The organism is Micromonospora sp. NPDC048040 (genome assembly GCF_055587185.1).
In genome coordinates this window covers 246,008-271,953 of sequence record NZ_JBVJGT010000004.1, presented here as the reverse complement: position 1 = coordinate 271,953, position 25,946 = coordinate 246,008, and the positions used below count along the sequence as shown (strand labels likewise).

The 25,946-nt window shown below is 74.5% G+C and carries 24 protein-coding genes and 1 riboswitch; of the genes, 6 read left to right on the top strand and 18 right to left on the bottom strand.

Going from position 1 to position 25,946, the window contains the following annotated elements:
* Positions 1–131: 131 nt before the first annotated feature.
* The 4 genes from ACZ6O2_RS07900 to ACZ6O2_RS07885 form a co-directional block, all read right to left on the bottom strand.
* A complete protein-coding gene (locus ACZ6O2_RS07900; RefSeq protein ID WP_466022366.1) occupies positions 132–680 on the bottom strand; it encodes a hypothetical protein in 549 nt (182 codons plus the stop codon).
* A 23-nt stretch (positions 681–703) separates the two neighbouring features.
* A complete protein-coding gene (locus ACZ6O2_RS07895) occupies positions 704–1,201 on the bottom strand; it encodes a sigma-70 family RNA polymerase sigma factor (RefSeq protein WP_466022365.1) in 498 nt (165 codons plus the stop codon).
* Between the two features lie 555 nt (positions 1,202–1,756).
* Positions 1,757–4,249 (bottom strand): ABC transporter permease, encoded by a 2,493-nt coding sequence (locus ACZ6O2_RS07890; RefSeq protein ID WP_466022364.1) that lies wholly within the window; start codon positions 4,247–4,249, stop codon positions 1,757–1,759.
* Positions 4,243–5,016 carry an ABC transporter ATP-binding protein gene (locus tag ACZ6O2_RS07885; RefSeq protein ID WP_466022363.1) on the bottom strand — a complete coding sequence of 258 codons (774 nt, stop codon included), beginning with the start codon at positions 5,014–5,016 and terminating at the stop codon, positions 4,243–4,245. Before ACZ6O2_RS07885 ends, ACZ6O2_RS07890 begins: the two co-directional genes overlap by 7 nt.
* A 247-nt stretch (positions 5,017–5,263) precedes the next feature.
* Here ACZ6O2_RS07885 and ACZ6O2_RS07880 point away from each other — a divergent pair, with 247 nt between their 5' ends.
* Positions 5,264–7,282: an FG-GAP-like repeat-containing protein gene (locus ACZ6O2_RS07880; RefSeq protein WP_466022387.1), complete on the top strand. Its 2,019-nt coding sequence runs from the start codon at positions 5,264–5,266 to the stop codon at positions 7,280–7,282.
* A gap of 103 nt (positions 7,283–7,385) precedes the next feature.
* Here ACZ6O2_RS07880 and ACZ6O2_RS07875 read toward each other — a convergent pair whose 3' ends face one another.
* On the bottom strand, positions 7,386–7,634 hold the full coding sequence (locus ACZ6O2_RS07875) for a hypothetical protein (protein WP_466022362.1): 249 nt from the start codon (positions 7,632–7,634) through the stop codon (positions 7,386–7,388).
* A gap of 147 nt (positions 7,635–7,781) precedes the next feature.
* Between ACZ6O2_RS07875 and ACZ6O2_RS07870 the strand changes: the two genes are divergently transcribed.
* Positions 7,782–8,717, top strand: a complete 936-nt coding sequence (locus ACZ6O2_RS07870; RefSeq protein ID WP_466022361.1) for an ATP-binding cassette domain-containing protein — start codon at positions 7,782–7,784, stop codon at positions 8,715–8,717.
* On the top strand, positions 8,714–9,538 hold the full coding sequence (locus tag ACZ6O2_RS07865) for an ABC transporter permease (RefSeq protein ID WP_466022360.1): 825 nt from the start codon (positions 8,714–8,716) through the stop codon (positions 9,536–9,538). The genes ACZ6O2_RS07870 and ACZ6O2_RS07865 overlap by 4 nt, the downstream gene beginning before the upstream one ends.
* A gap of 141 nt (positions 9,539–9,679) precedes the next feature.
* Here the strand turns inward: ACZ6O2_RS07865 and ACZ6O2_RS07860 are convergent, their stop codons facing one another.
* From ACZ6O2_RS07860 to ACZ6O2_RS07800, 13 genes are all read right to left on the bottom strand, one after another.
* The gene (locus ACZ6O2_RS07860; protein WP_466022359.1) at positions 9,680–11,191 is read right to left on the bottom strand and encodes a sensor histidine kinase; all 1,512 of its coding nucleotides are present in this window, start codon (positions 11,189–11,191) and stop codon (positions 9,680–9,682) included.
* Positions 11,192–11,368: 177 nt separating this feature from the next.
* Positions 11,369–11,734 carry a hypothetical protein gene (locus ACZ6O2_RS07855; protein ID WP_350701573.1) on the bottom strand — a complete coding sequence of 122 codons (366 nt, stop codon included), beginning with the start codon at positions 11,732–11,734 and terminating at the stop codon, positions 11,369–11,371.
* Between the two features lie 44 nt (positions 11,735–11,778).
* Positions 11,779–12,546 carry an ABC transporter ATP-binding protein gene (locus tag ACZ6O2_RS07850; RefSeq protein WP_466022358.1) on the bottom strand — a complete coding sequence of 256 codons (768 nt, stop codon included), beginning with the start codon at positions 12,544–12,546 and terminating at the stop codon, positions 11,779–11,781.
* Positions 12,546–13,712, bottom strand: a complete 1,167-nt coding sequence (locus ACZ6O2_RS07845; protein ID WP_466022357.1) for a FecCD family ABC transporter permease — start codon at positions 13,710–13,712, stop codon at positions 12,546–12,548. Before ACZ6O2_RS07845 ends, ACZ6O2_RS07850 begins: the two co-directional genes overlap by 1 nt.
* Positions 13,713–13,735: 23 nt before the next feature.
* A complete protein-coding gene (locus ACZ6O2_RS07840) occupies positions 13,736–14,743 on the bottom strand; it encodes an ABC transporter substrate-binding protein (RefSeq protein WP_466022356.1) in 1,008 nt (335 codons plus the stop codon).
* A gap of 29 nt (positions 14,744–14,772) precedes the next feature.
* A riboswitch (cobalamin riboswitch) is annotated at positions 14,773–14,955 on the bottom strand.
* A gap of 84 nt (positions 14,956–15,039) precedes the next feature.
* Positions 15,040–15,753 carry an ABC transporter ATP-binding protein gene (locus ACZ6O2_RS07835; protein ID WP_466022355.1) on the bottom strand — a complete coding sequence of 238 codons (714 nt, stop codon included), beginning with the start codon at positions 15,751–15,753 and terminating at the stop codon, positions 15,040–15,042.
* Positions 15,750–16,805 carry an ABC transporter ATP-binding protein gene (locus ACZ6O2_RS07830; protein ID WP_466022354.1) on the bottom strand — a complete coding sequence of 352 codons (1,056 nt, stop codon included), beginning with the start codon at positions 16,803–16,805 and terminating at the stop codon, positions 15,750–15,752. The genes ACZ6O2_RS07835 and ACZ6O2_RS07830 overlap by 4 nt, the downstream gene beginning before the upstream one ends.
* On the bottom strand, positions 16,802–17,671 hold the full coding sequence (locus tag ACZ6O2_RS07825) for an ABC transporter permease (RefSeq protein WP_466022353.1): 870 nt from the start codon (positions 17,669–17,671) through the stop codon (positions 16,802–16,804). The genes ACZ6O2_RS07830 and ACZ6O2_RS07825 overlap by 4 nt, the downstream gene beginning before the upstream one ends.
* Entirely contained in the window at positions 17,664–18,701 is a 1,038-nt protein-coding gene (locus ACZ6O2_RS07820; protein WP_350701586.1) for an ABC transporter permease, read from the bottom strand. Before ACZ6O2_RS07820 ends, ACZ6O2_RS07825 begins: the two co-directional genes overlap by 8 nt.
* Positions 18,671–20,263 carry an ABC transporter substrate-binding protein gene (locus tag ACZ6O2_RS07815; RefSeq protein ID WP_466022352.1) on the bottom strand — a complete coding sequence of 531 codons (1,593 nt, stop codon included), beginning with the start codon at positions 20,261–20,263 and terminating at the stop codon, positions 18,671–18,673. Before ACZ6O2_RS07815 ends, ACZ6O2_RS07820 begins: the two co-directional genes overlap by 31 nt.
* Positions 20,264–20,631: 368 nt before the next feature.
* Positions 20,632–21,390 carry an SRPBCC family protein gene (locus ACZ6O2_RS07810; RefSeq protein ID WP_466022351.1) on the bottom strand — a complete coding sequence of 253 codons (759 nt, stop codon included), beginning with the start codon at positions 21,388–21,390 and terminating at the stop codon, positions 20,632–20,634.
* Position 21,391: 1 nt separating this feature from the next.
* Positions 21,392–22,018, bottom strand: a complete 627-nt coding sequence (locus ACZ6O2_RS07805) for an ArsR/SmtB family transcription factor (protein ID WP_466022350.1) — start codon at positions 22,016–22,018, stop codon at positions 21,392–21,394.
* A 225-nt stretch (positions 22,019–22,243) separates the two neighbouring features.
* A complete protein-coding gene (locus ACZ6O2_RS07800; RefSeq protein ID WP_466022349.1) occupies positions 22,244–23,488 on the bottom strand; it encodes a hypothetical protein in 1,245 nt (414 codons plus the stop codon).
* A 215-nt stretch (positions 23,489–23,703) separates the two neighbouring features.
* Between ACZ6O2_RS07800 and ACZ6O2_RS07795 the strand changes: the two genes are divergently transcribed.
* The 3 genes from ACZ6O2_RS07795 (at position 23,704) to yidD (ending at position 25,868) form a co-directional block, all read left to right on the top strand.
* A complete protein-coding gene (locus ACZ6O2_RS07795; RefSeq protein WP_350701595.1) occupies positions 23,704–24,219 on the top strand; it encodes an RNA polymerase sigma factor in 516 nt (171 codons plus the stop codon).
* A complete protein-coding gene (locus tag ACZ6O2_RS07790; protein WP_466022348.1) occupies positions 24,212–25,399 on the top strand; it encodes a sialidase family protein in 1,188 nt (395 codons plus the stop codon). Before ACZ6O2_RS07795 ends, ACZ6O2_RS07790 begins: the two co-directional genes overlap by 8 nt.
* Before the next feature lie 91 nt (positions 25,400–25,490).
* Positions 25,491–25,868 carry a membrane protein insertion efficiency factor YidD gene (yidD, locus tag ACZ6O2_RS07785; protein WP_466022347.1) on the top strand — a complete coding sequence of 126 codons (378 nt, stop codon included), beginning with the start codon at positions 25,491–25,493 and terminating at the stop codon, positions 25,866–25,868.
* The last annotated feature ends 78 nt before the right edge of the window (positions 25,869–25,946 follow it).

Here is a 25,946-nt window from a genome sequence, read left to right as displayed (position 1 = left end):
GTGCGGTGCGGACCTGAGCGGTCCGCACCGCACGCCGATGAGCGTCTTCAGCGGTGGCGGGTGTGCGATCAATGTCGTGCGGCTCGCTGCCGCCGGAGCCGCTCGACGAGGGGATACGGCGGCCAGCATGATCACATGTTGCTGCAGGTCATCCGGTTCTTCCAGGCCAGGCCGAACACGACCGGGCCGTGGGATTCCTTGTACCCGATGCTCACCACCGCGCCCTTCGGAATGGCCGACGGGTTGATCACCAGGAGAGTGTTCGCATCCGCCTCGCTATGCGAGGGGAAGATCCGATCATCAAGTCGGGGCGCGGGCACGGAGTGGCAGATTGAGCCGACCCTGACTTCCGCCGGCACGCCGGCTTCGGACAGCGCCTTTCGAACCGCCTCCGGGTCGGCGACCTGCTTCTTCGACAGGGTGAGCAGCACCGTCCCGTTGGGCTTGCTGGCCACGGAGAAGGCGACCAGCTGCGTCGGAGCCATGCTGGCCGGCCGCTCCGCGGACGGCGGCGAGGCGGGTCCCGAGCCGGTGAGCGCCGGCACGGCCAGGGCCAGCCCGGCGAGCATCACCCCGGCCGCGGTCACTGCGGCCAGCCGCCGTCGGCGCCGCGTATTGCCCGCGGCGATGATGTCCTCCGCCGGGCGATCCATGTCCAGGCCGGACAGGCCGTCCGCCACCGCACGCAGTACGTCTTGGTCTCTCACTGCTTGATCTCCTGAGTCTCGGCGGGTATCAGCTGGCCGCGCAGCGTCGCGACGGCCCGGGACAGGTGAGCGGTGACAGTTCCCGCAGCGATGCCGAGCACCTGAGCGGTGGTCTCGGTGTCCAGGTCCAGGAACGCCCGCAGCGCGATCACCTCTCGCTGGCGGGCAGGCAGCCGTCGCAGCGCCGCCATCAGCGCCGCGTCCACGCCCCCGGCGTCCTGGCCGACCGCCACGTCGTGCCCGTCAGCCAGGGCGACCTCGCGGCGACGGCGCCGCCAGGCCGACACCCGCGCGTTCAGGGCGGTACGCACCACCCACGCCTGGGGAGCCGGGTGCCGGCTGACCTTCCGCCAGGACATCCAGGCCCTGGTGAACGCCTCTGCCACCAGGTCCTCAGCGCCCTCGCGGTCGCCCGTGCTGGCCACCACCGCCCGCGCGCAGGCGGCCCGGTGGACCCGATAGAACTCTGCGAACTGTGCTTGCTCGTGTCCCACGTCCCGTACACGCCTGAGCCCCTCGGCCCACTTACCCCCGGCCCGAACTCGCATGAAGAAAATCATCTGCACCGCCGTCACGGTTGCCTGGCACGCCGAGCATCCACGGCAGTGGCGCCGTCGGTACCGTAGCCAGCCTGCGCCACGCCACGAGGAGGGTGTCCCTGGCGTGGTCGTCGATTTCGCGCTTGATCGTCGAGGCCGGCCGCCCGAGCGCGTTGAGCGACTCCTTGTCCAGCGCCGTCAGCTGACGGCGGCACGTCTATGCGAAGCCTGTTGGCGATCCGCTGGCTGGTGGAACACGGCTTCGACCCGGCCGCGCCGGGCCGCGAGGTCGACGTGTTGAATCCCGGATGTGAGGCGCGCGAGCCCGCCTACCACGAGTGTGCGCGATCTGCCGCGTGGCGCGGTGCCGTGCCGTCCGATCATGGCTCTCCTGCGTCATCCATGAAGGAGCGGAGCCGGTCAAGGGTGGGGTTTGACCTGTTTACTTTGCCCGTCTTCTGGCAGGTCCGGACCCCGTCGGCCCAGGCCGGAGCAGCTCGAACACCCGGTTCATTCTCGCGCTGCGGCGAGCCGGGCGGCCGGTGTCCGCAGCGCCAGCGCGGCGGGTGCCAAGCTGGCGAGGACGGCGACGCCGAGGCAGACGGCGGTGATCGCGCCGATGGTTGCCCATGGCACGACGATCTGCGGGTGCGGGGTCAGCGGGACCAGCGTGGCCCGCAGACCGACGAGCGTGCCGGCCGCCAGGGTCCCGGCCAGAGCGGTTGCCGCAACCGCGATCAGCGCCGCCTCGGTGGCGACAGTCCGCAGCAGTTGCCGCGGCGTGGCGCCGGCCAGCCGGAGCAGGGCGAACTCTCGCCTCCGATCGGCGGCCGCCATGATCAGTGTGTTCGCGATGGAGATCGTGGCGCAGAGCAGTGCCATGCCGAGCAGCGCCAGGAGGGCGAGGCGGTTCATCCGGTCCTGTTCGGCGTGGGCCGCCGACACGTGGTCGGCCACGGGGACGATCGTGGAGCCGCCTGCGGCGGCGACCCGGTCGAGCTCGGCGTCGCCGCGGGCCACTGTGGAGTCGCGGGCGAGATAGACCGCGTCTGCGCCACGGCGAGGGCCGTGCTGCCGGCCGAAGTCCCAGGGCAGTAGCAGCGTCCGGTCCAGATCGAGCGAATCGTCGAGCACCGCCGCCACCCGCAGCCGGACGGGTGTGCCATCAGCCAGCCAGATCGAGACGACCTCGTCGAGCGACCACTTCGCGGACCGGCTCACCGCCACCGGCACGGGCTTGCCATCGGTGCCGCCGTACTGGTGGACGGCATCGACCGAGCCGGCGAGGGTGGGCAGGTTCAGCACTTCGGTCACGCCGGGGCCGACGTACATCACCGGAAAGCCCTCGATCAGGTCACCGCGTCGGACGTACGCCTCCCCGCTCCGGACCGGAACGGCGGCGCGTACCCCGGGCTGCTGCCCGAGGGCGACCACCGTGGCCTCCCCGATTCCGGCGGAGCTGGCGGGGGTGACCACCGTGGCGGCGGTGATGCGGTCCTGGGCCGACCGCTGCTGTGTCTCCCACAGGGTCGCGGTAGCCGCCAGGGTGGTGGCGGCGAGACCGATGGTGACCAGTATCGGGGTGGCCGTCGACGCCGTGCGCCGCTTGGCGGCGAGGGCGTTGCAGCGGGCGAGCTGCCCGGTGCTGCCGGCCAGCGGCCAACCGACCACCCGGACGAACAGTGGAACGAGCACCGGGGCCAGCAACGCCGCCGCGATCAGCGCGAGCTGCGCATCGACCAGGAGCAGGCCCAGCCCGTCGGGTCCGCTGGCGGGCACGACCGCCAGCAGGGCTCCGGCACCGGCAAGGCTCAGCAGCCCGAAGATCCACCGTCCGACGGTCATCACCCGCCGATCGACTGCCGCCTCCCGCATCGCATCAAGGGGCCGCACCCGCGCCGCCCGCCGCGCGGCGACCATGGCCCCGGTCAGGGCGACGAGCAGCCCCACGCCCATCGCCGCAACCAGTGGCCACCACACGGGCCGCGCGGTGAAGCCGGGTGGCGCGAGGCCGACCCGGGCGAGCCAGGAGGCGAACGGTGCCGCCACGATGGTCCCCAGCGCGCCGCCGGTGGCCGACGCCAGCACGCCCACCGCCAGTGCCTCGCCGAGCACCAGCCGCCGCAGTTGCCGAGGCGTGGCCCCGGCGGTCCGCAGCAGGGCGAACTCCCGCCGGCGCTGCACGACTGCGAACGAGAACGTTCCGGCCACGACGAAGACCGAGACGAAAGCGGCCACGCCGGTGGTGGAGCCGAGGAGCGAGGAGGCGAAGGCGAGCTTGTCGCCGTCGCGGTCGGGTTCCGCGAGGGATCGGGCGTCTCCCGTCAGCACCCGCAGGCCGGGCCGGGAGATCCGCTGCGCCAGGTCAGCCGCCCTGGCGCCGTCGGCCACCCGGATCGCCACGGCCTCGATGCGACCGCCGGCCAACTCGTTGACCGTGTCGTCGCTGAGATAGATGGCGCCCGCGTCGTCGTCCACCACGCCCGCGACGGTCATCGCGCGGGGACCGGCGGGGGTCTGCACGACGATGCGTTCTCCGGGCGACGCGGAGGCCGCGCTGCCCAGCACGACGTGTTCGCCGCTTGTCGGTGGACCGCCGGCAAGGAGGGGGTACGGGTGCATCGCGGCGCTGGACCAGGGTCGGGCGTAGCCGTCCCAGCCGTCCACGTGCACCGGGACCCGACGGTCGACCACCACCTCGTCGACCCCGCTCATGGCGGCGATGCGCGCCGGGATGTCGGCCGGTACCGGGGCCGCGTCGGCTGTCGTTGTCGTCTCCTGGACCGCCGTGTCGCCGGCGCCGTAGGTGACCGTCACCGTGTTGCTGCCGGTGACGACCAGGTCGGCGTTGGCGTACCAGTCGGTTGCCTGATCGCGTCCGAGGGTCGCCGCCAGGCTGAGACCGGTGATGGTCAGCAGGCACACCCCGAGAGCGAGGGCCAGGAACGACCCGACGAACGTGGTCCACCTCGCCCTGAGCGTCTGAAGGGACAGGGTCAGCATGCGCCGGCCGTTTCCAGCCCGGCCATCCGCTCGACGACCGACCGGGCGTCGGGCTGCGCCAACTCGTCGGCGAGCCGGCCGTCCGCCAGAAAGACCACCCGGTCGGCGTACGCGGCGGCGATCGGGTCGTGGGTCACCATCACCATCGTCTGCCCGTCCCGATCGACCAGCTCCCGCAGCAGCCGCAGGACGTCCCGGCCGGTTGCCGAGTCCAGCGCGCCGGTCGGCTCGTCGGCGAACAGCACCTGCGGCCGGGTGACGATCGCCCGCGCGATCGCCACCCGCTGCTGCTGCCCGCCGGACAACTCGGCGGGTCGATGCCGGTGCCGGTCGACCAGCCCGACGCCGGCCAGCACCGCCCGGATTTCCGACCGGCTCGGTCGACGGCCGGCCAGCCGCAGCGGCAGTGCCACGTTCTGCTCGACGGTCAACGACGGGAGCAGGTTGAAAGACTGGAAGACGAAGCCGATCCGATCGCGACGCAGCAGAGTCAGTTCGGTCTCGGACATCAGGCCGAGGTCGTTGTCCGCCAGCCAGACCCTGCCGGCTGTCGGCCGGTCCAGCCCGGCCGCGCACTGCAGCAACGTGCTCTTGCCGGAGCCGGACGGGCCCATGACGGCGGTGAGGGTGCCGCTGGCGAAACCCACCGTCACCTCGTCCAACGCCGTCACCTTGGCGTTGCCCGACCCGTACCGCTTGCTGACGCCATCCAACCGGATCATGTCACCGCCGCCCGGGTTCCGGGCGACCCCGCGATCTTTCTGCATGGCTCCAGCAAAGCCCGCGTTTCAGCCCGCCGCAGTGAGGCTGCCCGGAGTCTTTCGAGGTACGGCCAGCCCCATCCCCGTCGCACGCCTGGCCGCCCGGCCACCTGACTGAGGTCCCGCGGATGCCGGCGGTGGACCCGCGTCGGCAGTGACGTTCTCGTATGCGTCAGCGCTGTTGCGTACGACGGAATCCCCGGGATCTGGAGGGTGCATGTTGTCGCAGAAGCGACGGCCAGGCCGCGTCGTGATGGTCCTGCTGACGGCTCTGCTCGCGGTGCCGGCGTCCACCACACCGGCGTTCGCGGCGGCCTTGACGCCACCGGCCTCGGTCAGCGCGGCGGCGGTTTCCGCGTCCCGGGTCGAGGTGAGCTGGTCGGCCGCGGCCGGTGCCAGCAGCTACGAGGTACGGCGCGGAACCGTGTCGGGTGGCCCGTACGCACCGGTGGGAACGGCCACGGGGACGTCCTACGTCGACGACACCGTCGCGCCGGAGACGACGTACTACTACGTGGTGCGGTCCCGTTCCGACAAGCGGGCGTCGGGCGACTCGACCGAGGCGTCGGTGCTGACCTCGCTCCCGAAGCCCGTCAACGTGCGGGCGACCGCGGCGGAGACGAGCATGACCCTGCGTTGGCAGGCCGTGTCCGGCGCCGCGCGATACGAGATCGTCCGCCTGAGCAGCGCGGCACCGGTGGAGACGGTGGTCGGCACCACGACGTCGACCGAGTACGCGGACACCGGCCTCACGGTCGCCACCCGCTACGTCTACTGGATCCGGGCGGTCGCCGCGGGCGGCGCCACGGCCACGTCCGACGCCGTACGGGTCTACACCGGCCCAGCCACGACGACGACGGTCACCGTGTCACCGGGCTCGGTGGAGCAGGGGCAGCGGATCCTGCTCATCGCGAACGTGCGCTACGCGGACGGCCGGATTCCCGGCGGTGAGGTGGTGTTCATGTCCGCGGGCGGCGCGGTCGCGTTCGCCAACGTCCACGGCACCGACGGCACGGCGATCGCCATGGTCGACGGCAGCGGATGGACCCCGAAGCCGGTCTACGCGCAGTTCCAGGGGTACGACTGGCAACCGGCCGGGGCGAGCGCGTCCGGCGACGCCGCGCCCGTGGTCACCCAGCCGTACGGCTCGGTGCTCTTCGACGGCCCCTCGTGGCTGAAGCTCGGCTCCCGGGAGGAAGCCGTCGCCGCCGGCGACCTGACCGGCGACGGGCTCTCCGACGTGGTGGTCACGACGACCGAGTACTCCGACGACGCCCACGACCACTCCGCGTTCCTGTTCATGCAGGAGGCGGAGAACCAGCTCGTGCTGAGGCAGCAGGTGGCGATGTCGACGCCCACCGGCGGCAGCATGTACCCGGTCATCGGCGACGTGGACGGCGACGGCGCCAACGAACTGGTCGTCGCGACGGGCGACGGGGTCGACGTGTTCCGCCGTACCGGAACCGGGCTCTCCACCGCCGAGCACCTGTCGTTCGCCGACGACCTGATCGACCTCAAGCTCTGCGACCTGGACGGCGACGGCCGCACGGACATCGTCGCGGTGAGCGACAACGGCGTCCTCGTGCGGTACGGCGACGACACCGGTGGCTTCGCGCCCGCGGCTCTCGTCTCGCCGCACCGCGGCTTCGTGCTGGACGTGGTCGACATGACCGGGGACGGCCGGCCGGACCTGGTGGTGCAGCTCGGGCAACTGATCCGGATCAGTACCCAGACGGCGCCTCGATCGTTCGCCGACCCGGTGGGGTACCAGGCTCCCGCCGGGTACCTGCGCGTGGTCGGTTCCATGGCCGTCGGCGACGTGACCGGGGACGGCAGGAAGGACGTCGTCGTCACCGTGTCCGGCAACGCGCCGGACGCCCAGGTGCAGGTGCTCACCCACGACGGCGCAGGCGTGCTCGGACGGTGGATCCGCTACCCGGTCTACGAGGTGCCGGACGCGATCGCGATCGCCGACGTGAACAACGACGGTCGTGACGATGTCGCCATCACCCACGGCGGCTGGAGCTCGGCGGGCGTCCTGCTGCAACGGCCGGACGGCTGGCTGGGCAACGAGTTCCGCGTCTCCCAGCTGCCGCCCGCCAGCTCCTTCACCCCACGCGGTCTCGCGGTGGCCGACATCAACGACGACGGCCTGAAGGATCTGCTGATGGCCAACTACAACCACGGGCTCGTGGTGGTGCCGCAACGCCCCGCGGCGTCGGCGGCGACGTCGACGTCGACGTCGACGAAGGTCCAGGTGGGTCGGGCCTGAGCGACGACGGACAGCGCCGTTCCCGCCTGGCAGGCGCTGGGGCGTAGGGCCCGAGGACGCCGCCGGCCCGCCCTGACGGGCCGGCGGCGTCCTCGACGGTTGGTCAGCGGACGAAGGTGACGTCGGGGTGCCTCGGCGACGGGCGGTCGAGCAGCGCCCGGGGTCGCTGACGGAGGTGCTGGTCGAAGAAGGCGGTGAGGTAGACGCGTTGGGAGGTGACGATCCGGCCCGGGTCGACGGTGCCGATCAGGCCGGCGACGAGTCCCTCCGGCAGCGGAAACGCCGCGGCGAGCTGCGGCAGCAGCACCTGGTGGTCGGTGAAGGTGAAGTGCTGGCCCTCGGGGACGGCCACGGGCCACCGTCCCGGCCCCGCGCTTCTCGACGGCGGGCGTACCCGGGTCCTGACTTTCGTCAGGTCCGGCCGGTGCCGATCGGCGGCTGTGCCGCACCCGGCGGATTCCTACCGTCGACGCGAGATGGCACATCCACCGGGAGAAACATGATCACACTACGCGGGTTGACGAAACGTTTCGGCGCGACGACAGCCGTCGACAACCTGACCCTGGACATCACGCCGGGCCGGGTCACCGGTTTCCTCGGCCCGAACGGTGCGGGGAAGTCCACCACGATGCGCATGATCGTCGGTCTGGACCGGCCCACCGCCGGCGAGGCGCTCGTCGGCGGCCGGCGGTACGCGACCCTGCGGCACCCGCTGCGCGAGGTCGGTGCGCTGCTCGACGCCAAGGCGGTGCACCCGGGGCGGAGCGCCCGCAACCACCTGCTGGCGATGGCCCGCAGCAACGGCGTCCCCACTCGACGGGTGGACGAGGTGCTCGCCACGGTGGGCCTGGCCAACGTCGCCGGCAAGCGGGCCGGCGCGTACTCCCTCGGCATGGGCCAGCGCCTCGGCATCGCCGGCGCCCTCCTCGGCGACCCGGGGGTGCTCATGTTCGACGAGCCGGTCAACGGGCTCGACCCGGACGGGGTGCGCTGGGTCCGCGAACTCATGCGGTCCCTGGCAGCCGAGGGTCGGACCGTCTTCGTCTCCAGCCACCTGATGAGCGAGATGCAGCTCACCGCCGACCAACTCGTGGTGGTCGGCAAGGGCCGGCTCATCGCCGACGCCCCGATCGCCGAGGTCATCGGGGGCAGTTCGTCGACGGCGGTGCTGGTGCGCAGCCCCCAACCGGCCGGCCTGGCCGAGCTGCGGCGCCGGCTCGTCGCGGCGGGCGTCGCGGTCGAGCAGGAGGACCACGGCGCACTCGTCGTCACCGGTGCCGGCGTCGAGCAGGTCGGCGACCTGGCGCACGAGATCGGCGTACGCCTGCACGAGTTGAGCGTGCGCGAGGCGTCACTGGAGGAGGCGTACATGGAACTGACCGCCGACGACGTCGAGTACGGGGCCCTGGCGACCGGATCGGGGGCACGGGCATGACGACGGCCACGACGACCCTGCCCGCCGGCCGGTCGACCCGGCGCGGCGATGCGACCGGCGGCGGCCTGACCGGCGCGATCGCCAGCGAGTGGACCAAGCTCTGGTCGGTGCGCTCGGTCTGGTGGAACCTGCTCGCCAGCGCCCTGCTGATGGCGGCGGCAGCCGGGCAGGAGGCCATCTACGTGGTCAACGAGAACACCAACTCCGACCCCGCCGACGACCCGGGGGTGGTCGGTGTCGGTACCGTCGCGATCAGCTCCGTCCTCCTGGCGCAGTTCACGGTGATCGCGCTGGCGATGCTGGTGATCACCGCCGAGTACGCGACCGGCACGATCCGGAGCACGCTGCAGTGGACCCCGTCGCGGGGCCGGCTGCTGCTGGCGAAGACCGCCGTGGTCGCCGTGGTCACGTTCGTCGTGGGCGCGCTGCTCGCCGCGCTGGGCTCCGCCGTCGCCGACCCGGTGCTCGGCGAGTGGGGCCGGTTCCGGGCGGCGGAAACCGTCGGCGACGTGCTGGCGGTGGCCGCGTACCTGTCGTTGATCAGCGTCTTCACCCTCGGGCTCGGGACGGCGCTGCGCAGCGCGGTCGGCACGCTGACCACCGTGTTCATGATCCTCATGGTGGTGCCGATCGCGCTCGGCGCCCTCGACATCGAGTTCGTCAACCGGCTCGTCGACGGGCTGCCAGGGGTGGCCGGATCCCACTTCATGAGCGGCGACACCGACCCGTACCCGCCGGCGGCCGGCCTCGCCCTGCTCGCCGCGTGGGCCCTCGCCGCGATGCTCGCCGGTTACGCGGTGCTGCGGTCCCGGGACGCCTGATCCGGGGCCGGGTGGCGGCGGTCCGACGCGACCGCCGTCACCCGGCGCCGTCCACCGGGCCGGCGTCACATTCGACCCGCGCGGGTACGCATCGCGGCGACGAGCTGGCGGCCGGGCGGGCCGGGTCGTCGCCGGCCGCCGTCAGTCGGACATCCGGTCCTTGGTCAGCAGCCGACCCTCGACGAAGCAGAGCCGGTAGGCGGCCTGGCCGAGGGGGAAGTTGCCGTCCGTGTAGAACTCGCAGGAGGCACCCGGGGGCAGCGGCCAGTCCGCCGGGTCCGGCCGTTCGACGACCTGGCGGTCCGGCAGCATGCCCCGCAGTTCGGTGCGGTACTGACCGATCCGCATCCGGTCGAAGTCCGCCGGAGCGAGGACCGCGTCGAAGGTGGCGAACGGGTAGTAGGCCAGTGACAGCACGCCGGCGACCACCACCGGGGCGGTCACCGCGACCACGAGGCTGCGCCGCACCCGCCGCCGCGCCTCACGCAACCTGGTCGCCGACGCCGGCCGGGCCGGACGTACGCCCTCGTCGGCGTCGACCGACGCGGCACCGGCGGCGTGGGGCAGGCGGGCGGTGACCTCGAAACCGCCGCCTCGTGGCCCGGCGCTCAGCGCACCACCGGCCAGCCGTACCCGCTCCCGCAGGCCCAGCAGGCCGGAACCCGTCGAGGACACGCCGGGCAGCAGACCACCCGGCGACGGCTCGTTGACCACGCTCACCACCGTCTGCTCGGCCGAGCGGGTCAGCACGACGGTCACGGCGGCGCCCGGCGCGTGTCGGGTGGCGTTGGTCAGCGCCTCCTGGACCACCCGGTACACCGCCCGCTCAACCATCGGCGGTGCCGGCGCGTCGAGCCCGCCCCCGCTGAGCCGGACCGGCATCCCGGCGTCGCGGGCCCGCCCCACCAGGTCGCCGACACCTTCGGCGGCCGGCCGGGTCGGAGCCGGCGCGCCGTCCTCGCGGAGCACGCCGATGATCTGGGCGAGCTGCTCGGTCGCGGCGGTGACGCTGGCACGCAGCTCCCCCGCCGCCCGCCGGTGCCGCTCGTCGAGATCGGTGGCCAGCTCCAGCCCGCCGGCCTTCAAGGCGATCAGCGCCAGGTCGTGGCCCAGGGAGTCGTGCATGTCCTGCGCGATGCGGGCCCGCTCCCGCATCCGGACCCGCTCGGCGGCGGCGCGCTGCTGCCGTTCGAGCAGGTCGGCGTGTTCCCAGCCGGCGTGGACGAGCGCCCGCTGCTGGCGGCGGTAGCGGCCGACCAGCCAGGGGAACACCCCGACGAAGAGCAGGGTGGTGGTGAGGAAGAACCAGGTGGTCACGCCCGAGCCGAGGACGCCGACCGTCAGCGCGGTCCCGCCCGCCGCGATCGCCGCGAACGTGTACGCGGCCGGGCGGGCCCGGGGCATCCGCAGACCCACCAGGTAGCTCATCACCGGAACGGCGAACACGAAGTTGCCCTCGAACGCGGTCGGCACCACGACGATGAGCAGGGAGACCGTCGGGTGGTGCCGGCTGACCACCACCGCGAGGGCCATCAGCAGGAGCGAGCCCGCCAGCCGCCAGCCGGCGTACGGGCCGGTCGGGGCGACGACCAGGTCCCAGGCGATCGGCGCCGACAGGACCGCCCAGAGCGACACGTCGGACAGGACCGTCACCCATGATCCGGCCCACCCGCCGGAGGGCGGCCCGCCGGACCGGGGAAAGGGCCGCCACCGCCGCCGCCCGCCGCGCCACCAACCTGCCACGCGGCCCAGGCTACAAAGCCCACCACCTGCGTCGTCACCCACGAAAGTCAGGTCGTCGGCACGACGGCCCGGGCAGCCCCGACCGCCTCACCCACCGGTGGGGAGCACCGGAGTGACCACCGACAGCTCCAGTGCGGCGGGCAGCGGCGCGACGCCCGGCCCGCCGGCGCGCACCCAGGCGGTGATGTCGTCGACCACGGAGTCGTGCAGGACGAGGCCGAACCAGACCGGCCGCGCGCCGGCCCGTCGCGCCGGCGGCGCGGGGTGGACGACGACCAGGTTGGACTGCGCGCAGAGGTCGAGGCAGGCGCTGACGCGTACCCGGTGCGGCGCCGGCAGCGCGGCCCGCAGTCGCCGCAGCTGCGCGTCGTGGTCGACGGCGGGGTGTTTGCGGGTGCTGCCGCAGCAGCAGTCCCGGCACACGGTGACCAGACAGCCCGGTGCGTCGGTCATGTCCGACTCCTTGGTCCCGGTCGAGCCCGGCGGCACGTGCCGGGTCATGACGCGGGCGGGTGGTAGGTGATGGTGGGCCGCCCGGTGCCGGGGTGCGTCGCCACGTCGGCCTGGACGCCGTAGACGTCGGCGAGCAGCCCGGGTGTGAGGACCTCGGCGGGCGGGCCGGCGGCGACGACCCGGCCGGCGGCCAGGACGACCACCGTGTCGCAGAACATGGCGGCCAGGTTGAGGTCGTGCAGCGCGGCGAGGGTGGTGACCCCGGTGCGGCGGACCAGGTGCAGCAGCTGCAACTGGTGGCCGATGTCGAGGTGGTTGGTGGGCTCGTCGAGTAGCAGCAGGAGCGGTTGCTGGGCGAGCGCGCGGGCCAGCTGGACCCGCTGCCGTTCGCCGCCGGAGAGGGTGTGCCAGCGACGATCGGCGTACCCGTCGAGGTCGACCCGGGTCAGCGCGTCGGCCGCGGCGGCGCGGTCGGCGTCGCTGTCCGACCATCGCGAGCGTCGGTGCGGGGTACGGCCGAGCAGCACCACCTCCCCGACGGTGAGGTCCAGGTCGGTGTCGGCGTGCTGGGCGAGCAGCGCGGCGCGGCGCGCCAGCGCGGCACGGGGCAGGGCGGCGACGTCGTCGCCGCCGACGGTGACCCGTCCGCTGTCGGGCGCGGCGAGCCGGGCGACGATCCGCAGCAGGGTGGTCTTGCCGCAGCCGTTGGGGCCGAGCAGCCCGACGAGGCTGCCCGCCGGCACGGCGCAGGTGACGTCGTCGAGGACCCGCCGGGCCGCGACGGCCCAGGACACGTCGGTGACGGTGAGCATCAGTCGCGCGCCTTCCGGTGCCCGGCCCACCGTCCCCGGGGTCGCCGCGAGTCGGCCGGCTGCGCCCGGTGCAGCAGGACCACGAAGGCGGGCACCCCGAGCAGCGCCGTCAGCACGCCCACCGGCAGTTCGCGGGGCACGAACAGGGTCCGCGCGGCGGTGTCCACCCAGACCATGAAGATCGCGCCGGCGAGGACGACGACGGGCAGCAGGCGCCGGTGGTCCGCGCCGGTGAGGAACCGGGCGGCGTGCGGCAGGATCAGCCCGACGAAACCCACCGCGCCGCTGATGGCGACCAGCGCCGCGGTGAGCAGCGCGGTGGCGACCAGCAGCAGCCACCGGACCCGGGTGACGGGCACGCCGAGGGTCTCGGCGGCGTCCTCGCCGAAGGCGAAGGCGTTGAGCGTGCGGGCGTACGCCGCCACGAGGGTGAGCACGGCGGCCAGCACCGGTACCACCCAGGCCAGGGCGGCCCAGTCGACGCGGGCCAGCGAGCCGGAGAGCCAGAAGGTGATGCTCTGCGTGGCGTGCGGGTCGGCGACCCAGACGATGACGAACGACGTCGCCGCCCCGCACAGCTGCGCGACGGCGACCCCGGCCAGCACCACCCGGGTGGGCGCCAGCGCGGCCCGCCTGCCGGCCACCACCGCCACGACGGCGAACGCGGCCAGCGCGCCGGTGAAGGCGCCCCCGGTGAGCGCCGCGACCCCGCCGCCGACGCCGAGGACGAGCACCGCGACCGCGCCGAGCGACGCCCCGGAGGAGACCCCGAGCAGGTACGGGTCGGCCAGCGGGTTGCGGGTGACGGTCTGCGTCACCGCCCCGACGGCCGCCAGCCCGGCGCCCACCACCGCAGCGCCGAGCACCCGGGGCAGGCGCAGCCGCCAGACGATGTGCTCGCGCAGCAGCGGCACGTCGGCGTGGGCCAGGCCCAGGCGGTCGGCCACGACGGCCCAGACCGTCGACACGGGGATGTCGGCCGGCCCGACGGTGACGGCCGCCCCGATCGACACGACCAGGCCCGCCAGCAGCGTGACCAGCAGCGCGACTGTGCCCACGGGACGGACGGGCCGGCCGCGCCGGACCCCGGAGGCGGTGGCGCCGGGGTCCGCGCCGGCCCGACCGCGCACGGCGCGGCGACGGGCCGCGGCGAGACGGTGGGCCACGGCGGTACGGCGCGCCACGGCGGTCAGCGGTCCGCTCCGGCGGGAAGCTGCGCCACCCCCGCGGCGAGCGCCTCGACGCCGAGCACCGCCCGCACCCCGGCGGAGGTGGACGAGAACGGGACGACGACGAACCGCTGCCCGGCCACCGCGGGCAGATCCTTGAGGGTGGGGTGCCGGGCCAGGAACGCCTGCTTCGCGGCGGCCGGGTCCCAGGTCGCGTCGACCAGCACGATCGCGTCGGGGTCGCGCGCGACGACGCTCTCCCAACTGGTGTCGGCCCAGCCGCCGGCAAGGTCGCCGAGGGCGTTGTCGACCCCGACCGCCGACATGATCATGTTGGGGCTGCCGCAGCAGGCGCCCACGCTCGGGGCGTCGGTGCCGGCGTCCCACCAGAGCACGGAGACGTCCCCCGTGCCGTCGAGCCTGGCGGCAGCGGCGGCGATCCGGGTGCGGTGGTCGGCGATGAGCCTCTCGGCCCGCTCCGGCACCCCGAAGACGGCCGCGACGTCCCGGATCTCGGCGAACACGTCCTCGACGGTGAGCTTCCCCGGCCGGTGCTGCTTCGGGCACCCGGCGGGTGAGAGGTAGGTGCCGATGCCGAGCCCCGCCAGGGCGGCCCGGTCGCCGACGCCCTCGTCACCGAAGGCGCTGTGGAACGAGGCGTAGACGAAGTCCGGCGCCGTCTCCAGGAGTTTCTCCTTGGCCGGGTACTTTCCGGACAGCACCGGCACCGATGCGTACGCGGCGGCGTGCTCGGGCAGGATCGCGTCGTCCAGGTACGCCGTGCCGGCCATGCGGTCGGCCAGGCCGAGCGCCAGCATGATCTCGGTGGCGGGCTGGTTCAGCGTGACCGCCCGCTGGGGCGGGGCGGCGACGGTGACCGGCGTGCCGCAGTTGGTCAGGGTGGCCGGCGCGCCGGATGCCGGGGCGGGGTCGTCGTCCGTGGCGCAGGCGCCGAGCAGGACGAGGAGGACGGACAGGGGCGCGGCTACGCGCCGGGACAGGGTGGACCGCACAGCGCGTACGCGCATCGGGACCGCCTTCCAGCACCTCGTGGACGGGTCATCGCAGTGCCGTGGCCGGTCTCCTGGCTGACGGGAGGTGCGTCCGTGGCCGGCCTTCCCAGGCGTGCGACACGCCCAGTGACCTCTGACGACGAGGGCCGCGGACTTCCCGATCACAGTGGCGAGGGCCGCACCGGTCTTCCACCGGCTTCCCGAACACCACGGCAGCGTCACCCTAGCCTGCGCCCGACCCCGAATGCCACGGTGACGAATGCCATGGAGCGGCCTTTCTCACCACTGTGGACGGTGCGGCGCGCGGCGGTTCACCCTTCCGGCGGGGGCGGAAGGTCGACGACCCGGGTCGCCCAGCGGGCCATCAGGGCCGGGTCGTGGGTGATCAGCAGGGCCCCGGCGCCGTGCTGTCGCTGGTAGTCGGTGATGACGGCGGCGAGGTGGGCCTGGGTGGAGGCGTCGAGCATGGCGGTGGCCTCGTCGCAGAGCAGGTAGGCCGGCCGGTGCACGAGCGCCCGGGCGAGGCAGGCCCGTTGCAGCTGCCCGTCGCTGACCGCGTGCGGGCGGCGGGCGAGCAGGTCCGTGGTGAGGCCGACGAGGTCGGCCAGCTCGGCCGCGCGGGCCCTGGCCTGCTCGGCCGGCACGCCGGTGGCGCGGAGCGGTTCGGCGACGATGTCCGCGAGGCTGAGCCGCGGGTCGGTGGCGGCGCGTGGGCTCTGGAACAGGATCGCGACGCGGGTGCGGACGGCCGCCGGCAGCCGGTGGCGGACTCCGGCGACCCGGTGACCGTCGAGGGTGACGTGCCCGGCGTCGGGGGCGTGCAGCAGGGCGAGTACCCGGGCCAGGGTGGACTTGCCGCTGCCCGAGGGCCCGCGCAGCCCGACCGTCTCGCCGGGGGCGACGTGCAGGTCGACGCGGTCGAGGACGCGCTGCCGACCGTAGGCGACGGTGACCTGGTGGGCGGCGAGCGCGGTGGCGGTCGCCTCCGGTCCGACGTGTTGACGGGTGGCCGTGGTCGTGGTCATGCCGGCGCTCCGACGGGCAGCGGGTGGTGGCAGGCGACCTGGCCGGAGCCGTCCACGACCGGGGTGGGCGGCGTGCGGCAGATGTCGGTGGCGCGGTCGCAGCGCGGGGCGAAGGCGCAGCCGGCGGGCAGGTCGGTGAGCATCGGCGGGTGGCCGGGCACGGGGCGGAACGCCCGCTCGGGCAGGGCGTCGAGCAGGCCGGCGGTGTAGGGGTGGGCGGGCGCGGCGAACAGCGCCTCGGTGGGCCGGCGCTCGACGACCCGGCTGGCGTACATGACGGCGACGGTGTCGGCGACGCGGCGGGCGGCGGCCAGGTCGTGGGTGATGAGCAGGACGGCGTTGCCGGCGTCGCAGCGGCGGCGCAGCAGGTCGAGGGTGTGGTCGGCCAGGGGCCGGTCGAGGCCGGTGGTGGGTTCGTCGGCGAGCAGCAGCGGCGGGTCGGGGGCGAGCGCGAGGGCGGTGGCCAGGCGTTGCGCCATGCCGCCGGACAGCTCGTGGGGGTGGCGGTCGAGGTCGGCGGGGGCGAGCCCGACGTCGGCGGCGACCCGCTCGGCCGCCGAGGGCGCGTCGCGGCGGGCGTGCCCGTGGGCGCGCAGGGTCTCCGCCAGCAGCCGCCGGCCGGTGCGTACGGGGGTCAGCGCGGTGGCGGGGCTCTGCGGCACCAGCCCGACCGCGCGGCCGCGTACGGCGCGGGCGAGGTGGCGCTCGGTGCAGCCGATCAGGTCGACCTGGTCCCCGCCGGGCGGGCGCAGCCGGGCGTGGCCCGAGACGGTGGCGTTGCCGGGGAGCAGGCCGAGCAGGGCGTGGGCGAGCACCGACTTGCCGCAGCCCGACTCCCCCACCACGGCCACCAGTTCGCCGGGGTGGACGGTCAGGCGCAGGTCGGTGACGGCCCGCACCACGGCGTCGCGGAGCTGGAAGCGGACGGTCAGCCCGTCGACCTCCAGCAGCGCGGGGCGCGGGCCGGCGGCGGCGCCGGCCGTGGCGGGCGTGGCGTCGCCGGTGGCGGCGGTGCGGGCCGTGGCGGCGCGGGGCTCGCGGGTGGTGGTCACAGGTTCAGCTCCGCTCGTACGCGCGGGTCGAGGCGGTCGCGCCAGCGGCCGGTGAGGGTGGCCAGGGCCAGCGTGACGACGACGAGGAGGAGGCCGGGGACGAGGCTGGCCCACCAGGCGCCGGTGAGCAGGGACCGCTGCCCGTCGTTGATCATGTTGCCGATGGAGGCCAGGTGCGGGGGCAGGCCGAGACCGAGGAAGGACAGCGCGGTCTCGTGCCAGACGGCGTGCGGCACCATCAGCGTGGTGGCCAGGGCCAGCCGGGGCAGCACGTGCGGGAGCAGGTGCCGGGTGATCACCCGCGCGCGGCTGGCGCCGCCGGCGATCGCGGCGTCGACGAACGGCCGGGTGCGCAGGCTGAGCAGCTCGGAGCGGACGATGCGGGCGGTGGAGAGCCAGTGTGTCAGCCCGATCGACACGATCACCGCGCCGAGGCTGGGGCGCAGCATCGCGACGATGAAGATGCCCAGCAGCAGGTGCGGCAGCGCCGCGATGGTGTCGACCACCCGCATCAGCACCCGGTCGACCCAGCCGCCGAGGGTGCCGGCGACCGCCCCGACGAGGCCGCCGATCACGGTGGCCACGAGCGCGGCGACCGCGCCGACGAGCAGGGAGACGCGCAGGCCGTAGAGGCTGCGGTGGGCCACGTCGCGGCCCAGGTCGTCGGTGCCGGCCGGGTGCGCGGCCGAGGGCGCGAGCCGGGTACGCGCCAGGTCGACGGCGCTCTCGTCGAGCGGCCAGAGGACGGGGGCGAGCAGGCAGGCGGCGACCGCGCCGACGAGCACGGCCCACGCGACGGTGGTACCGGCGCGGCCGGCACGCGGCTTCGGCTGCCGGACGCGGGCGGGGCGGGCGAGGTCAGTCATCGAGGCGTACCCGGGGATCGGCGGCGGTGTAGGCGAGGTCGGTGGCCAGGTTCGCGGCCAGCACCACGACGGTGGTGGCGAGGGTGGTCGCGGCCAGCAGCGGGAAGTCGCTGCCCAGCGCGGCCTGCACCGTCACCGCGCCGAGACCGGGCAGGGAGAACACGGTCTCGACCAGGACGGCGCCCCCGATCAGCTCGGGCAGGTGGGTGCCGACGAGGGTGAGGAACGGCAGCAGCGCGGTGCGCAGGGCGTGGCCGAACAGGACGGTGCGGCCGGGCAGGCCCCGGGCCCGGGCGGCGAGGACGTGGTCGTCGCGGAGGCTCTCGGCGACGGCGTCGCGGATGAACAGGACGAACCACGGCGCCTGGGCGACCGCCAGCACCGTCACCGGCAGGACCAGGTGCCGGGCCACGTCGGCGGGATCGGTGGAGGTGGCGGTGACGTCGGTGAGCCCGCCCGCCGGCAGCCAGCCGAGGGTCAGGGCGAACAGGGCGATCGCGGCCAACCCGATCCAGAACACCGGCATGGACTGCACCGCGTACGCGCCGGCGCGCAGCGCCCGGTCGAACCAGCCGCCGCGCCGGTACGCGGCCAGGGTGCCCAGCAGCAGGCTCGCCACGAGGACGAGGGCAAGGGCGGCGCCGACGAGCAGCAGGGTCCAGCCGGCGCGGGCGGCCAGCACGGAGGTGACGGGTTCGTGCCGGCTGGTCGACCAGCCCAGGTCGCCCTGGAGCAGGTTGCCCACCCAGCGGAGGTACTGCACCGGCAGCGGGTCGTCGACCCCCCAGTTGGCGCGGATCTGCGCCAGGTTCTCCTCGCTGGTGGTGAACGCCGCCGCGCCCGCGTACTGGTGGGCGGGGTCGATCGGCGAGGCCGCGCCGAGGGCGAACATGCCGACGCTGGTGGCGGCGAGGATCGGCACGGCCACCAGCAGACGCCGGCGGACCACGGCACCGGCTCCCGCCAGCCGTCGGCGGCGGGCGGGGGTGGCCGGTGCGGTCACTTCCTCGTCCAGGTGTGGATGTTCCACCAGAGGCTGTTGGCCACGTCGTGCTCGTGCGGCTCCACCCGCGGCGTCACCCCGGCGAGGCCGTCCTTCACCACGTAGGTGTGCTTGAGGTAGGTGAGGAACACCCACGGCAGGTCGGTGGCGAGCTGCTTCTGGAACGTGGCGTACGCGGCCTTGCGGGTGGCCGGGTCGGCGTTGTCGCGGGCGTCCTGCAACGCCTTGTCCACGACGGCGGACCGGTAGGAGCCGGGGTTGAAGAAGCCCTGGCCGGCGAAGTCGGAGCGGAACAGCTTGTAGGTGAGGAAGTCCGGGTCGTACGGGGTGCCGAAGCCCATGACCACCGCGTCGTGCTTCATCCGGGGGGTGATCGCGTCCCAGGTCAGGCCCTCCGGGGTGATCTCGATGCCGACCTTCTTCGCGTCGGCGGTCACCGCGAGGGCGAGTTCCTTGCGCAGGCTGTCGGTGGCGGGGTACATCAGCGCGAAGGCCGCCCGCCGGCCGTCCTTCGCGCGGATGCCGTCCGGGCCCGGCTTCCAGCCGGCGGCGTCGAGGGCGGCGGTCGCGGCGGCCGGGTCGGCGGTGGGCCTGCCGACGATCGACGGCTCGGCGAAATCCGACGACGACGGGACCGGCCCGAACGCCGGCTCACCCGCTCCGCCGAGCAGGCCGGTGACCATCGCCGCGCGGTCCACCGCCGCGTTCAGCGCCCGCCGCACCGCCGGGTCGCCGGTGACCGGGTTGCCCATCGGCAGCACCACGCCCCGGTAGTCGGCGGTGGACACCCGCTCCACCCGGTGGCCGGCCAGCCCGTCGAAACCGGCGGCGAGCTTCGGCGCCAGCTCCGCCGCGTCGAACTCGCCCGCCCGCATCCGCTGCGCGCGGACGTTGTCGTCGGGGACGAACGCGACCACGACGCCGGAGTTGGCGGGCCTGCCGCCCCAGTACTTCTCGTTGGCCGCGAGCACGAGCCGGTCGCCCGGCGTCCACGACGTCACCCGGTACGGGCCGGTGCCCACCGGCCTGCGGTTGAACTCGGTCTTGTTGACGTCCTGCCCGGCCAGCGCCTTGGCCGGCACGATGCCCAGCGCCAGCCGCTGCGGGAACGGCGCGTAGGCGTACTTCAGGGAGAACACCACGGTCGACGGGTCCGGGGCGGTGACCGAGGCGAGCATGTCGAGGTCGGAGCGGAGCGTGGAGTCGACCTTCGGGTCCAGCACCGCCTGATAGGTGAAGACCACGTCCTGGGCGGTCAGGGGGCTGCCGTCGTGGAACAGCACCCCGTCGCGCAGCTTCACGGTGACGGTCCTGCCGTCCGCCGACACGACCGGCAGCTCCCGCGCCAACGCCGGCACCAACTGGTTGCGCGCGTCGCGTTCGACCAGCCCGTCGAAGATCAGCGAGCCGCCGTCGACCCCGTAGTTGAGCACGGGGTTCAACGCCTCCGGCTCTCCCGCCGTCGCCACGACGAGGGTGTCGGCCGCGCCCGCGCCCGTCGACGTGCTCGTCGGGGACGAGCAGCCCGCCACGGCCAGGACGGCGCCGACGGCCATCGCCGCCACGCGCGCGGACACAGGCGTACCCATCACATGCTCCCGGTCCGTTCGTCGCACGACCCCGGCGTTCGCCGCGCCGGGGCCCTGAGGTGGGCCGGCCGTTACCGCGGCCGATGGTGCGCGGCGTGGCCGGTGGCGGGCCGGATCGGCGCCGCGCGGTGGGGAACTCCCACCGTGCGGCCAGATGATCTCCAGCGCCGCTGCCGCAAGCATCCCGCAATTGCCAAAGATGTGCAAGAAGCGACCCGGGGCACCCGCCCGTGGTCTCCGGCCCCGGACAACGCGAAGGATCCACCCACCGCTGGCGCCGGGGATCTTCAGCGGGGCCAGGGCGCCCGGAAGCGGCCCTCCGCTCGCGGAGAGCCGCTTCCGGGCCGCGGGGTGGCGCCGCCGGCGGTTCAGCCGATCGGCAGGGCCGTCACCCAGCTCTGCCAGGCCTGCTCGGCGCGGACCGGATCCTGGTCGGCCGCGAAGACGTGGTGGCCGAGGACCAGGGCGTCGCCCCGCTCGGCGCCGGAGTAGAGGAACCGGTAGAGCCCGTCGGCGGTGCGGACGCCGACGTACGTCGGGAGGCCGGCGAGGTCGACGACCCCCTCGATCGGCGGCAGACCGTCGACGGCGAGCCGGACCGGCTGCCCCTCCGCGACCGGGCCGTCGAGGCCGAGGGCGCGGGTCACCGCCGCCCACACCTTGTCCGGGCCGCCGGCCCCGGGACGGAACGCCGAGACCGGGGCGGCGGTCCGACCGGGGAAGTGGGCGAGGTACGCGGCCAGTGTCCCCAGGTACATGTCCCAGCCGACCGCCATCGCCTCGTACTCGGTCTCCCAGTTGTCCCCGAGGACGCCGCTCTGGACGAGCCGCAGCACCGTGCTGCCCTGGTCGCGGCCCTCGATCAGGTATTCCATGGCCATGAAGGTGCCGTCCGGGCCCGGCTCGGTGCGGTCCGCGAACCGCTTCCCGGGCTCCCAGGCGGTGATCGTCGCCTCCTCGACGTGGCCGGCCATGGTCAGCCGGGTCCGCCCGCCCTCGCCGGGCTCGACCTCGCTGCGGCCCATGAACCAGGAGTCGATGCCCGGGCCCGTGGCGATGGCCTCCCACACCTGCTCGGGGGTGGCGGCCAGTTCGACGTCCTTGTGCAGCTCGAAGCGGTGTCCCATGTCAGTGCCCTTCGATCGGTGTGTCGGTGTCGGACGAGGTCGCCGAGGCGGGTTCGGCGCTGGGGTGCAGGGCGAGCACGACGCGGTGGTCGCGGCCGCCGGGGGTGTTCTCGTCGTGGTACCGGGCGACGAGGGTGGTGATGGTGGAGGCGAGTTCCTCGGCGAAGGCGGCGCGGTCGGCGGGGGTGGCGAAGCGGACGGTGGCGTCGACGGCGAAGGTGGCCACGCGTTTGCCGGCGCGGTCGGCGCCGGTGACGAGGGAGCCGACGTCCTGGACGAGGCGGGCGGCGAGGGCGAGCAACCAGCGGGCGGAGAGCCGGTCGGGGGCGTGGGAGGGGTCGGGCCGCACGGCGGCGAGAGCGGTCGGTGAGATGACGTAGGAGGCGGCGGTGGCGCGCAGGACGCGTTCGGTGACGTTGCCCTTGCGACGTTCCTCGACCAGCTCGACGAGGCCGTGTTGCTCGAGCGCGCGCAGGTGGTAGTTGACCTTCTGCCGGGGGAGGCCGACCCGGGCCGCGAGCATGGTCGCCGAGGCCGGCTCGGCGAGCTCGGCGAGTAGCCGGGCCCGGGTGGGGTCCAGCGACGCCTCGGCCGCCGCCGGATCTTCGATCACCGCGATGTCGAACATGGCACCACTCTCCCACCGACAATTTTTCTTGTCAAGACAAGGTTGGTTGTCGGTGGCGTCCGTCGGCGAACCCACGTCCGGGGAGGCGGGCCTGCACCGCATGGGCGGGGCCAACGGCGTCGCGAGCCCGGTGCTCCCGTCAGCGCTGTCGAGCTGGGCGACGCCGGACGCGGCGCCGGGGAAACCGCAGCCCGCAGCCGGCCGGCCAGCGCGGGCGGTCGCGCGTCAGGGCCCGGCCGGCGGGCAGAGAAGCCGGTCCAGCAGGGGCAGCCGGAGGACGTCCAGACAGAGGTCGACCGTGGCGGGCTCCGACGCCGGCGGCGCGGCGGTCGGGGCCGGCGCCGGGGCGACCGGAGCGGTGGTGGTCGGCGCCGGGGCGGCAGGGGGCGTCGGGGCGGGCGGGGCCGGGGCGGCGCCCGGCGGCGGCGAGGGCACCGGACCTCTCGCCGGGGCGGCCGGCGGAACGGCGTCACCCCGGCTCACCACGTCCTGCCGCACGAGCGGCACCCGCGCTCCCGCGGCGACGCGGGCCCGGGGAACCGCCGTCCCGCCGGTGCCCGGCCCGACCTCGTCCGGCACCACCGGCTCCTCGGCAGTGGTCGCGGTGACGGTCGGCACCACCGTCACGGCGGGAAGGCTCCCGGCGCCCCCGTCCGCCCGGTACGACGGGCCGGGCTGCTCCGACCCGGACGTGCCGACGGTCAGCATCGCGTACGCCAGCGTGGCGACGGCGGCGGCGAGCGCCGTCCGGCGATCGGGGCGCAGCGCGGTCAGCGGAGCCTGGCTCGGCGCGGCCGGCGACGGCGGGACCGGCCGCGCGTGCTGGTGGGCGGCCAGCAGTGCGTCGAGCTGCGCGGTGACGGCGGCGCGTTCCCCGACGGCGGTGGCGAGGGCGAGCGTGAGATAGAAGCGGAAGTTCACCGTGGCGGTGGCCGGCACCCGCAGCCCGGCGAGCCGACCGCCGTCGGTGGCGTGCAGCAGGGTGAGCGGGACGTCGGGGTGGTGCGCGGCCCCGAGCATGTCCGCGTACGCCCACTCGCGCCGGCCCGCACGGCCGGCGAAGGCCACCCGGCGGTTGGTCACGACGGCCGGGCCCGCGTCGACGACCCGGAGCCCCTTCGGCAGCGCGCGGCCCGCCGCCGCGACCTCGGCCGTGGCGACCGTCAGCCCCGGCGCGGGCAGCCCGGGCACGTGCCGGGCCTCCGCCTCGACCAGTTCCGCGGCCGGCAGCACCCGGAACACGACCTCGTCGTCGCCGAGGTCCACCGGCAGGCCGGTACGCGGCTGCGCGTACCCGAGGAAACCGGCGGCCTCGATCCGCAGCCGGATCAGGTGGTCGTGGCGCCGGCGCCAGCTCTCGACCTCGGCGTCGTACGCGCGGGACCGCCGCCCGCTCTCGCGCTCCGCCCACCTGACCCGCCAGGCCGGGCAGGCTGCCGCCGGGATCGCGATGTTGGTGCGTGGTTCCACCGTCACGCCGGGTACAACCGCCCGCCTTCCGTCCAGGACACGTGCAATGATCGATACTTCCCATTGTTCCGATAGGTGGCGGTGTGTGAACCGCAGGGATCTGTCGCCGGCCGAGGTCGACCCGCTGACCATTCGGCCGATCTTCCGCACGCAGCGGATGCAACCCGTCCGCTCTGCCGCTGGTCCGTGTAGTAGGGGCGGCAGAAGGAGAGCGGATGGACGGCGTGACGGCGGTGCACGAGGCATACCGGGCGCACTACCGCCGGCTGGTGGGTCAGGTGTACGCGTTGACGGGCAGCCTGCCCGAGGCGCAGGACGTGGTGCACGAGGCGTTCGCGCGGGCGCTGGCTCGGCCCGCGCGCTTCCTCGCCGTGCACGACCCGGAGACCTGGCTGCGGACGGTCGCGATGAACCTGGCGCGGACCCGGCACTGGCGGCAGCGGTTCCTCGACCGGCTGATCCGCAGCGGCCGGGCCGGGCCGCCCGACGACCATCCCGGGCTCTCGCCCGACCGGGTCGCGCTGGTGGCCGCGCTGCGCAAGCTCCCTCGCCCGACCCGCGAGGCGGTAGTCCTGCACTACCTGGCCGACCTGCCGGTGGTGGAGGTGGCGGCGGCGCTGGACGTGCCCGTGGGCACTGTCAAGGCCCGCCTCTCCCGAGGCCGGGCCGCGCTCGCCCGGCACCTGACCGACGAAGCCATCAGCGACGAGAGGACGATGCGGTATGCCTGAGCCGGACTTCCACGGACTCCGCGACGAGGTCGACCGGCTCGTGCGGCAGCCCGACTTCGACACCGTGCGGCAGCGGGCCGGCCGGCTGCGGACGCGGGCCCGGGTCGCGGCGGCCACCGGCGCTCTCGGGGTGCTGGTCGCCCTCGCACTCGGTGCGGCCTCCGTGCTGCCGTTCCTGCGGACGCCAGTCGCCCCAGCGGCGGGCGAGTCCCGCGTGCTGTGGGCCGGTGGCGGCGACCGAAACCACCTGTACGCGGTGCTGGTCGACTGTGCGACCTGCCCACACCGCCTGGTCGCCTCGACGGACGGGGGACGCAGTTGGGACCACCGCGTGGATTTCCCGTCCAGTGGTGGCGACCCGGTCACCGTGACCGTGCTCGGCCCGAAGTTCCTGGTGGCGCGGGTCCCGGTGGGACCGGCCGGTAAGGGCGGAGGCGAGACCGTCCGGCGAATCAGCACCGACGGCGGCGCGACCTGGCGGGACGCCGGCCCGGGCGGCACGCCGCGCGCCGCGGCCGTGCCGGACACCCGGCTCTGGGGCTGCCTGATCCACGTTCCGCAGGGCTGCGACATTCTGGTGCCCGATCCGGGGAGCGCCGCCGTCGTGCCGCTGGCGACGCAGCCACCGCTGGACGCGGCCGTTCCCGTCGACGCGCCACCGGCGGCCGGATACTGGGTACGCGGCTGTGATCCGGCGACCGGGCGGAGAGCCGTCGCGGTGAGCCGCACCGGCGGCCGGAGCTGGCAGAAGATGGTCTTCGACCGGGAACCGGAAGCCGACCGTCCGGTCGACTGCGCGTTCGATCTCGCCACCACCGACGGCAGCACGGTGTTCGCGACGCTCTCCGACGGGCAGGGCGTCCCACGCCGGGTCTACCGCAGCGTCGACGGCGGGGGCACCTGGCAGGCGGCGGACCCGCGGCTGCCGGATGGCTGGGTCGTGCAGGCCGGTTCGACGGTCACCGCGGACGGAACCCACGTCCTGCTCGCTGAGCGTGAGTCCCGGTTCGGGCTACTGACCAGCCGGGACGGACGGACGTACGCGCCACTGGCGGTCGACGGTCCGGTGCACCACGACGCGCCGCAGGCCGTGGCCCTGGACCGCTGGATCCGCCACGACGAGCGGACGGTGTACCTGTCCGACGACGGCCTGCACTGGCGACCCCTGGACCTCGGCTGAGTGACACCGAGGCGACCGCCGCGTACCGGTGCGCCGAGCGGGGCCCGGGGTCGACGGCGGGCCGGTGGCGGCACTGGCCCATGATCGGGCCATGTTCAGGCGCATGCGGGAGACGGCCCGCGAGAACCGGCGGCAGCAGCAGCGCATGTCGAGGTCGAAGAACCCCGACGGCTGCTGCGACTGCTGCGACCTCGGGCTCTTCTCCACGCTGCTGATGTTCGGGTCGGCGACGGCCGCCGCGACCCGGGCGCCGGTGCTGGACCGGGCCGGGGTGGCCGCGATCCGGGGCTACCGCCGGTGGCTGTCGCCGCACTGGCCGGGGCGGTGCCGGTTCTCCCCGACCTGCGGAGCGTACGGATTGACGGCGGTGGAGCGGCACGGTCTGGCGGTGGGCGGCCGGATGGCGGCCGAGCGGGTGCGCCGCTGCCGTCCCGGTGTGGGGGGGGGGGGGGGGGACCCGGTGCGCTGATCGACCCGTTCCCGGCTTTAGCCCTGCGGTGGCGGGGTACCACCCCCCCACGAGTCCACTCCGCAGTTCGCCCCCCCC

Excerpts from the sequence above, each read along its gene's own strand:
- ACZ6O2_RS07890 (WP_466022364.1), bottom strand. The coding sequence starts at position 4,249 with ATGCTGACCCTGTCCCTTCAGACGCTCAGGGCGAGGTGGACCACGTTC.
- ACZ6O2_RS07885 (WP_466022363.1), bottom strand. The coding sequence starts at position 5,016 with ATGCAGAAAGATCGCGGGGTCGCCCGGAACCCGGGCGGCGGTGACATG.
- ACZ6O2_RS07880 (WP_466022387.1), top strand. The coding sequence starts at position 5,264 with ATGGTCCTGCTGACGGCTCTGCTCGCGGTGCCGGCGTCCACCACACCG.
- ACZ6O2_RS07870 (WP_466022361.1), top strand. The coding sequence starts at position 7,782 with ATGATCACACTACGCGGGTTGACGAAACGTTTCGGCGCGACGACAGCC.
- ACZ6O2_RS07865 (WP_466022360.1), top strand. The coding sequence starts at position 8,714 with ATGACGACGGCCACGACGACCCTGCCCGCCGGCCGGTCGACCCGGCGC.
- ACZ6O2_RS07855 (WP_350701573.1), bottom strand. The coding sequence starts at position 11,734 with ATGACCGACGCACCGGGCTGTCTGGTCACCGTGTGCCGGGACTGCTGC.
- ACZ6O2_RS07850 (WP_466022358.1), bottom strand. The coding sequence starts at position 12,546 with ATGCTCACCGTCACCGACGTGTCCTGGGCCGTCGCGGCCCGGCGGGTC.
- ACZ6O2_RS07840 (WP_466022356.1), bottom strand. The coding sequence starts at position 14,743 with ATGCGCGTACGCGCTGTGCGGTCCACCCTGTCCCGGCGCGTAGCCGCG.
- ACZ6O2_RS07835 (WP_466022355.1), bottom strand. The coding sequence starts at position 15,753 with ATGACCACGACCACGGCCACCCGTCAACACGTCGGACCGGAGGCGACC.
- ACZ6O2_RS07825 (WP_466022353.1), bottom strand. The coding sequence starts at position 17,671 with ATGACTGACCTCGCCCGCCCCGCCCGCGTCCGGCAGCCGAAGCCGCGT.
- ACZ6O2_RS07815 (WP_466022352.1), bottom strand. The coding sequence starts at position 20,263 with ATGGGTACGCCTGTGTCCGCGCGCGTGGCGGCGATGGCCGTCGGCGCC.
- ACZ6O2_RS07810 (WP_466022351.1), bottom strand. The coding sequence starts at position 21,390 with ATGGGACACCGCTTCGAGCTGCACAAGGACGTCGAACTGGCCGCCACC.
- ACZ6O2_RS07805 (WP_466022350.1), bottom strand. The coding sequence starts at position 22,018 with ATGTTCGACATCGCGGTGATCGAAGATCCGGCGGCGGCCGAGGCGTCG.
- ACZ6O2_RS07795 (WP_350701595.1), top strand. The coding sequence starts at position 23,704 with ATGGACGGCGTGACGGCGGTGCACGAGGCATACCGGGCGCACTACCGC.
- ACZ6O2_RS07790 (WP_466022348.1), top strand. The coding sequence starts at position 24,212 with ATGCCTGAGCCGGACTTCCACGGACTCCGCGACGAGGTCGACCGGCTC.
- yidD (WP_466022347.1), top strand. The coding sequence starts at position 25,491 with ATGTTCAGGCGCATGCGGGAGACGGCCCGCGAGAACCGGCGGCAGCAG.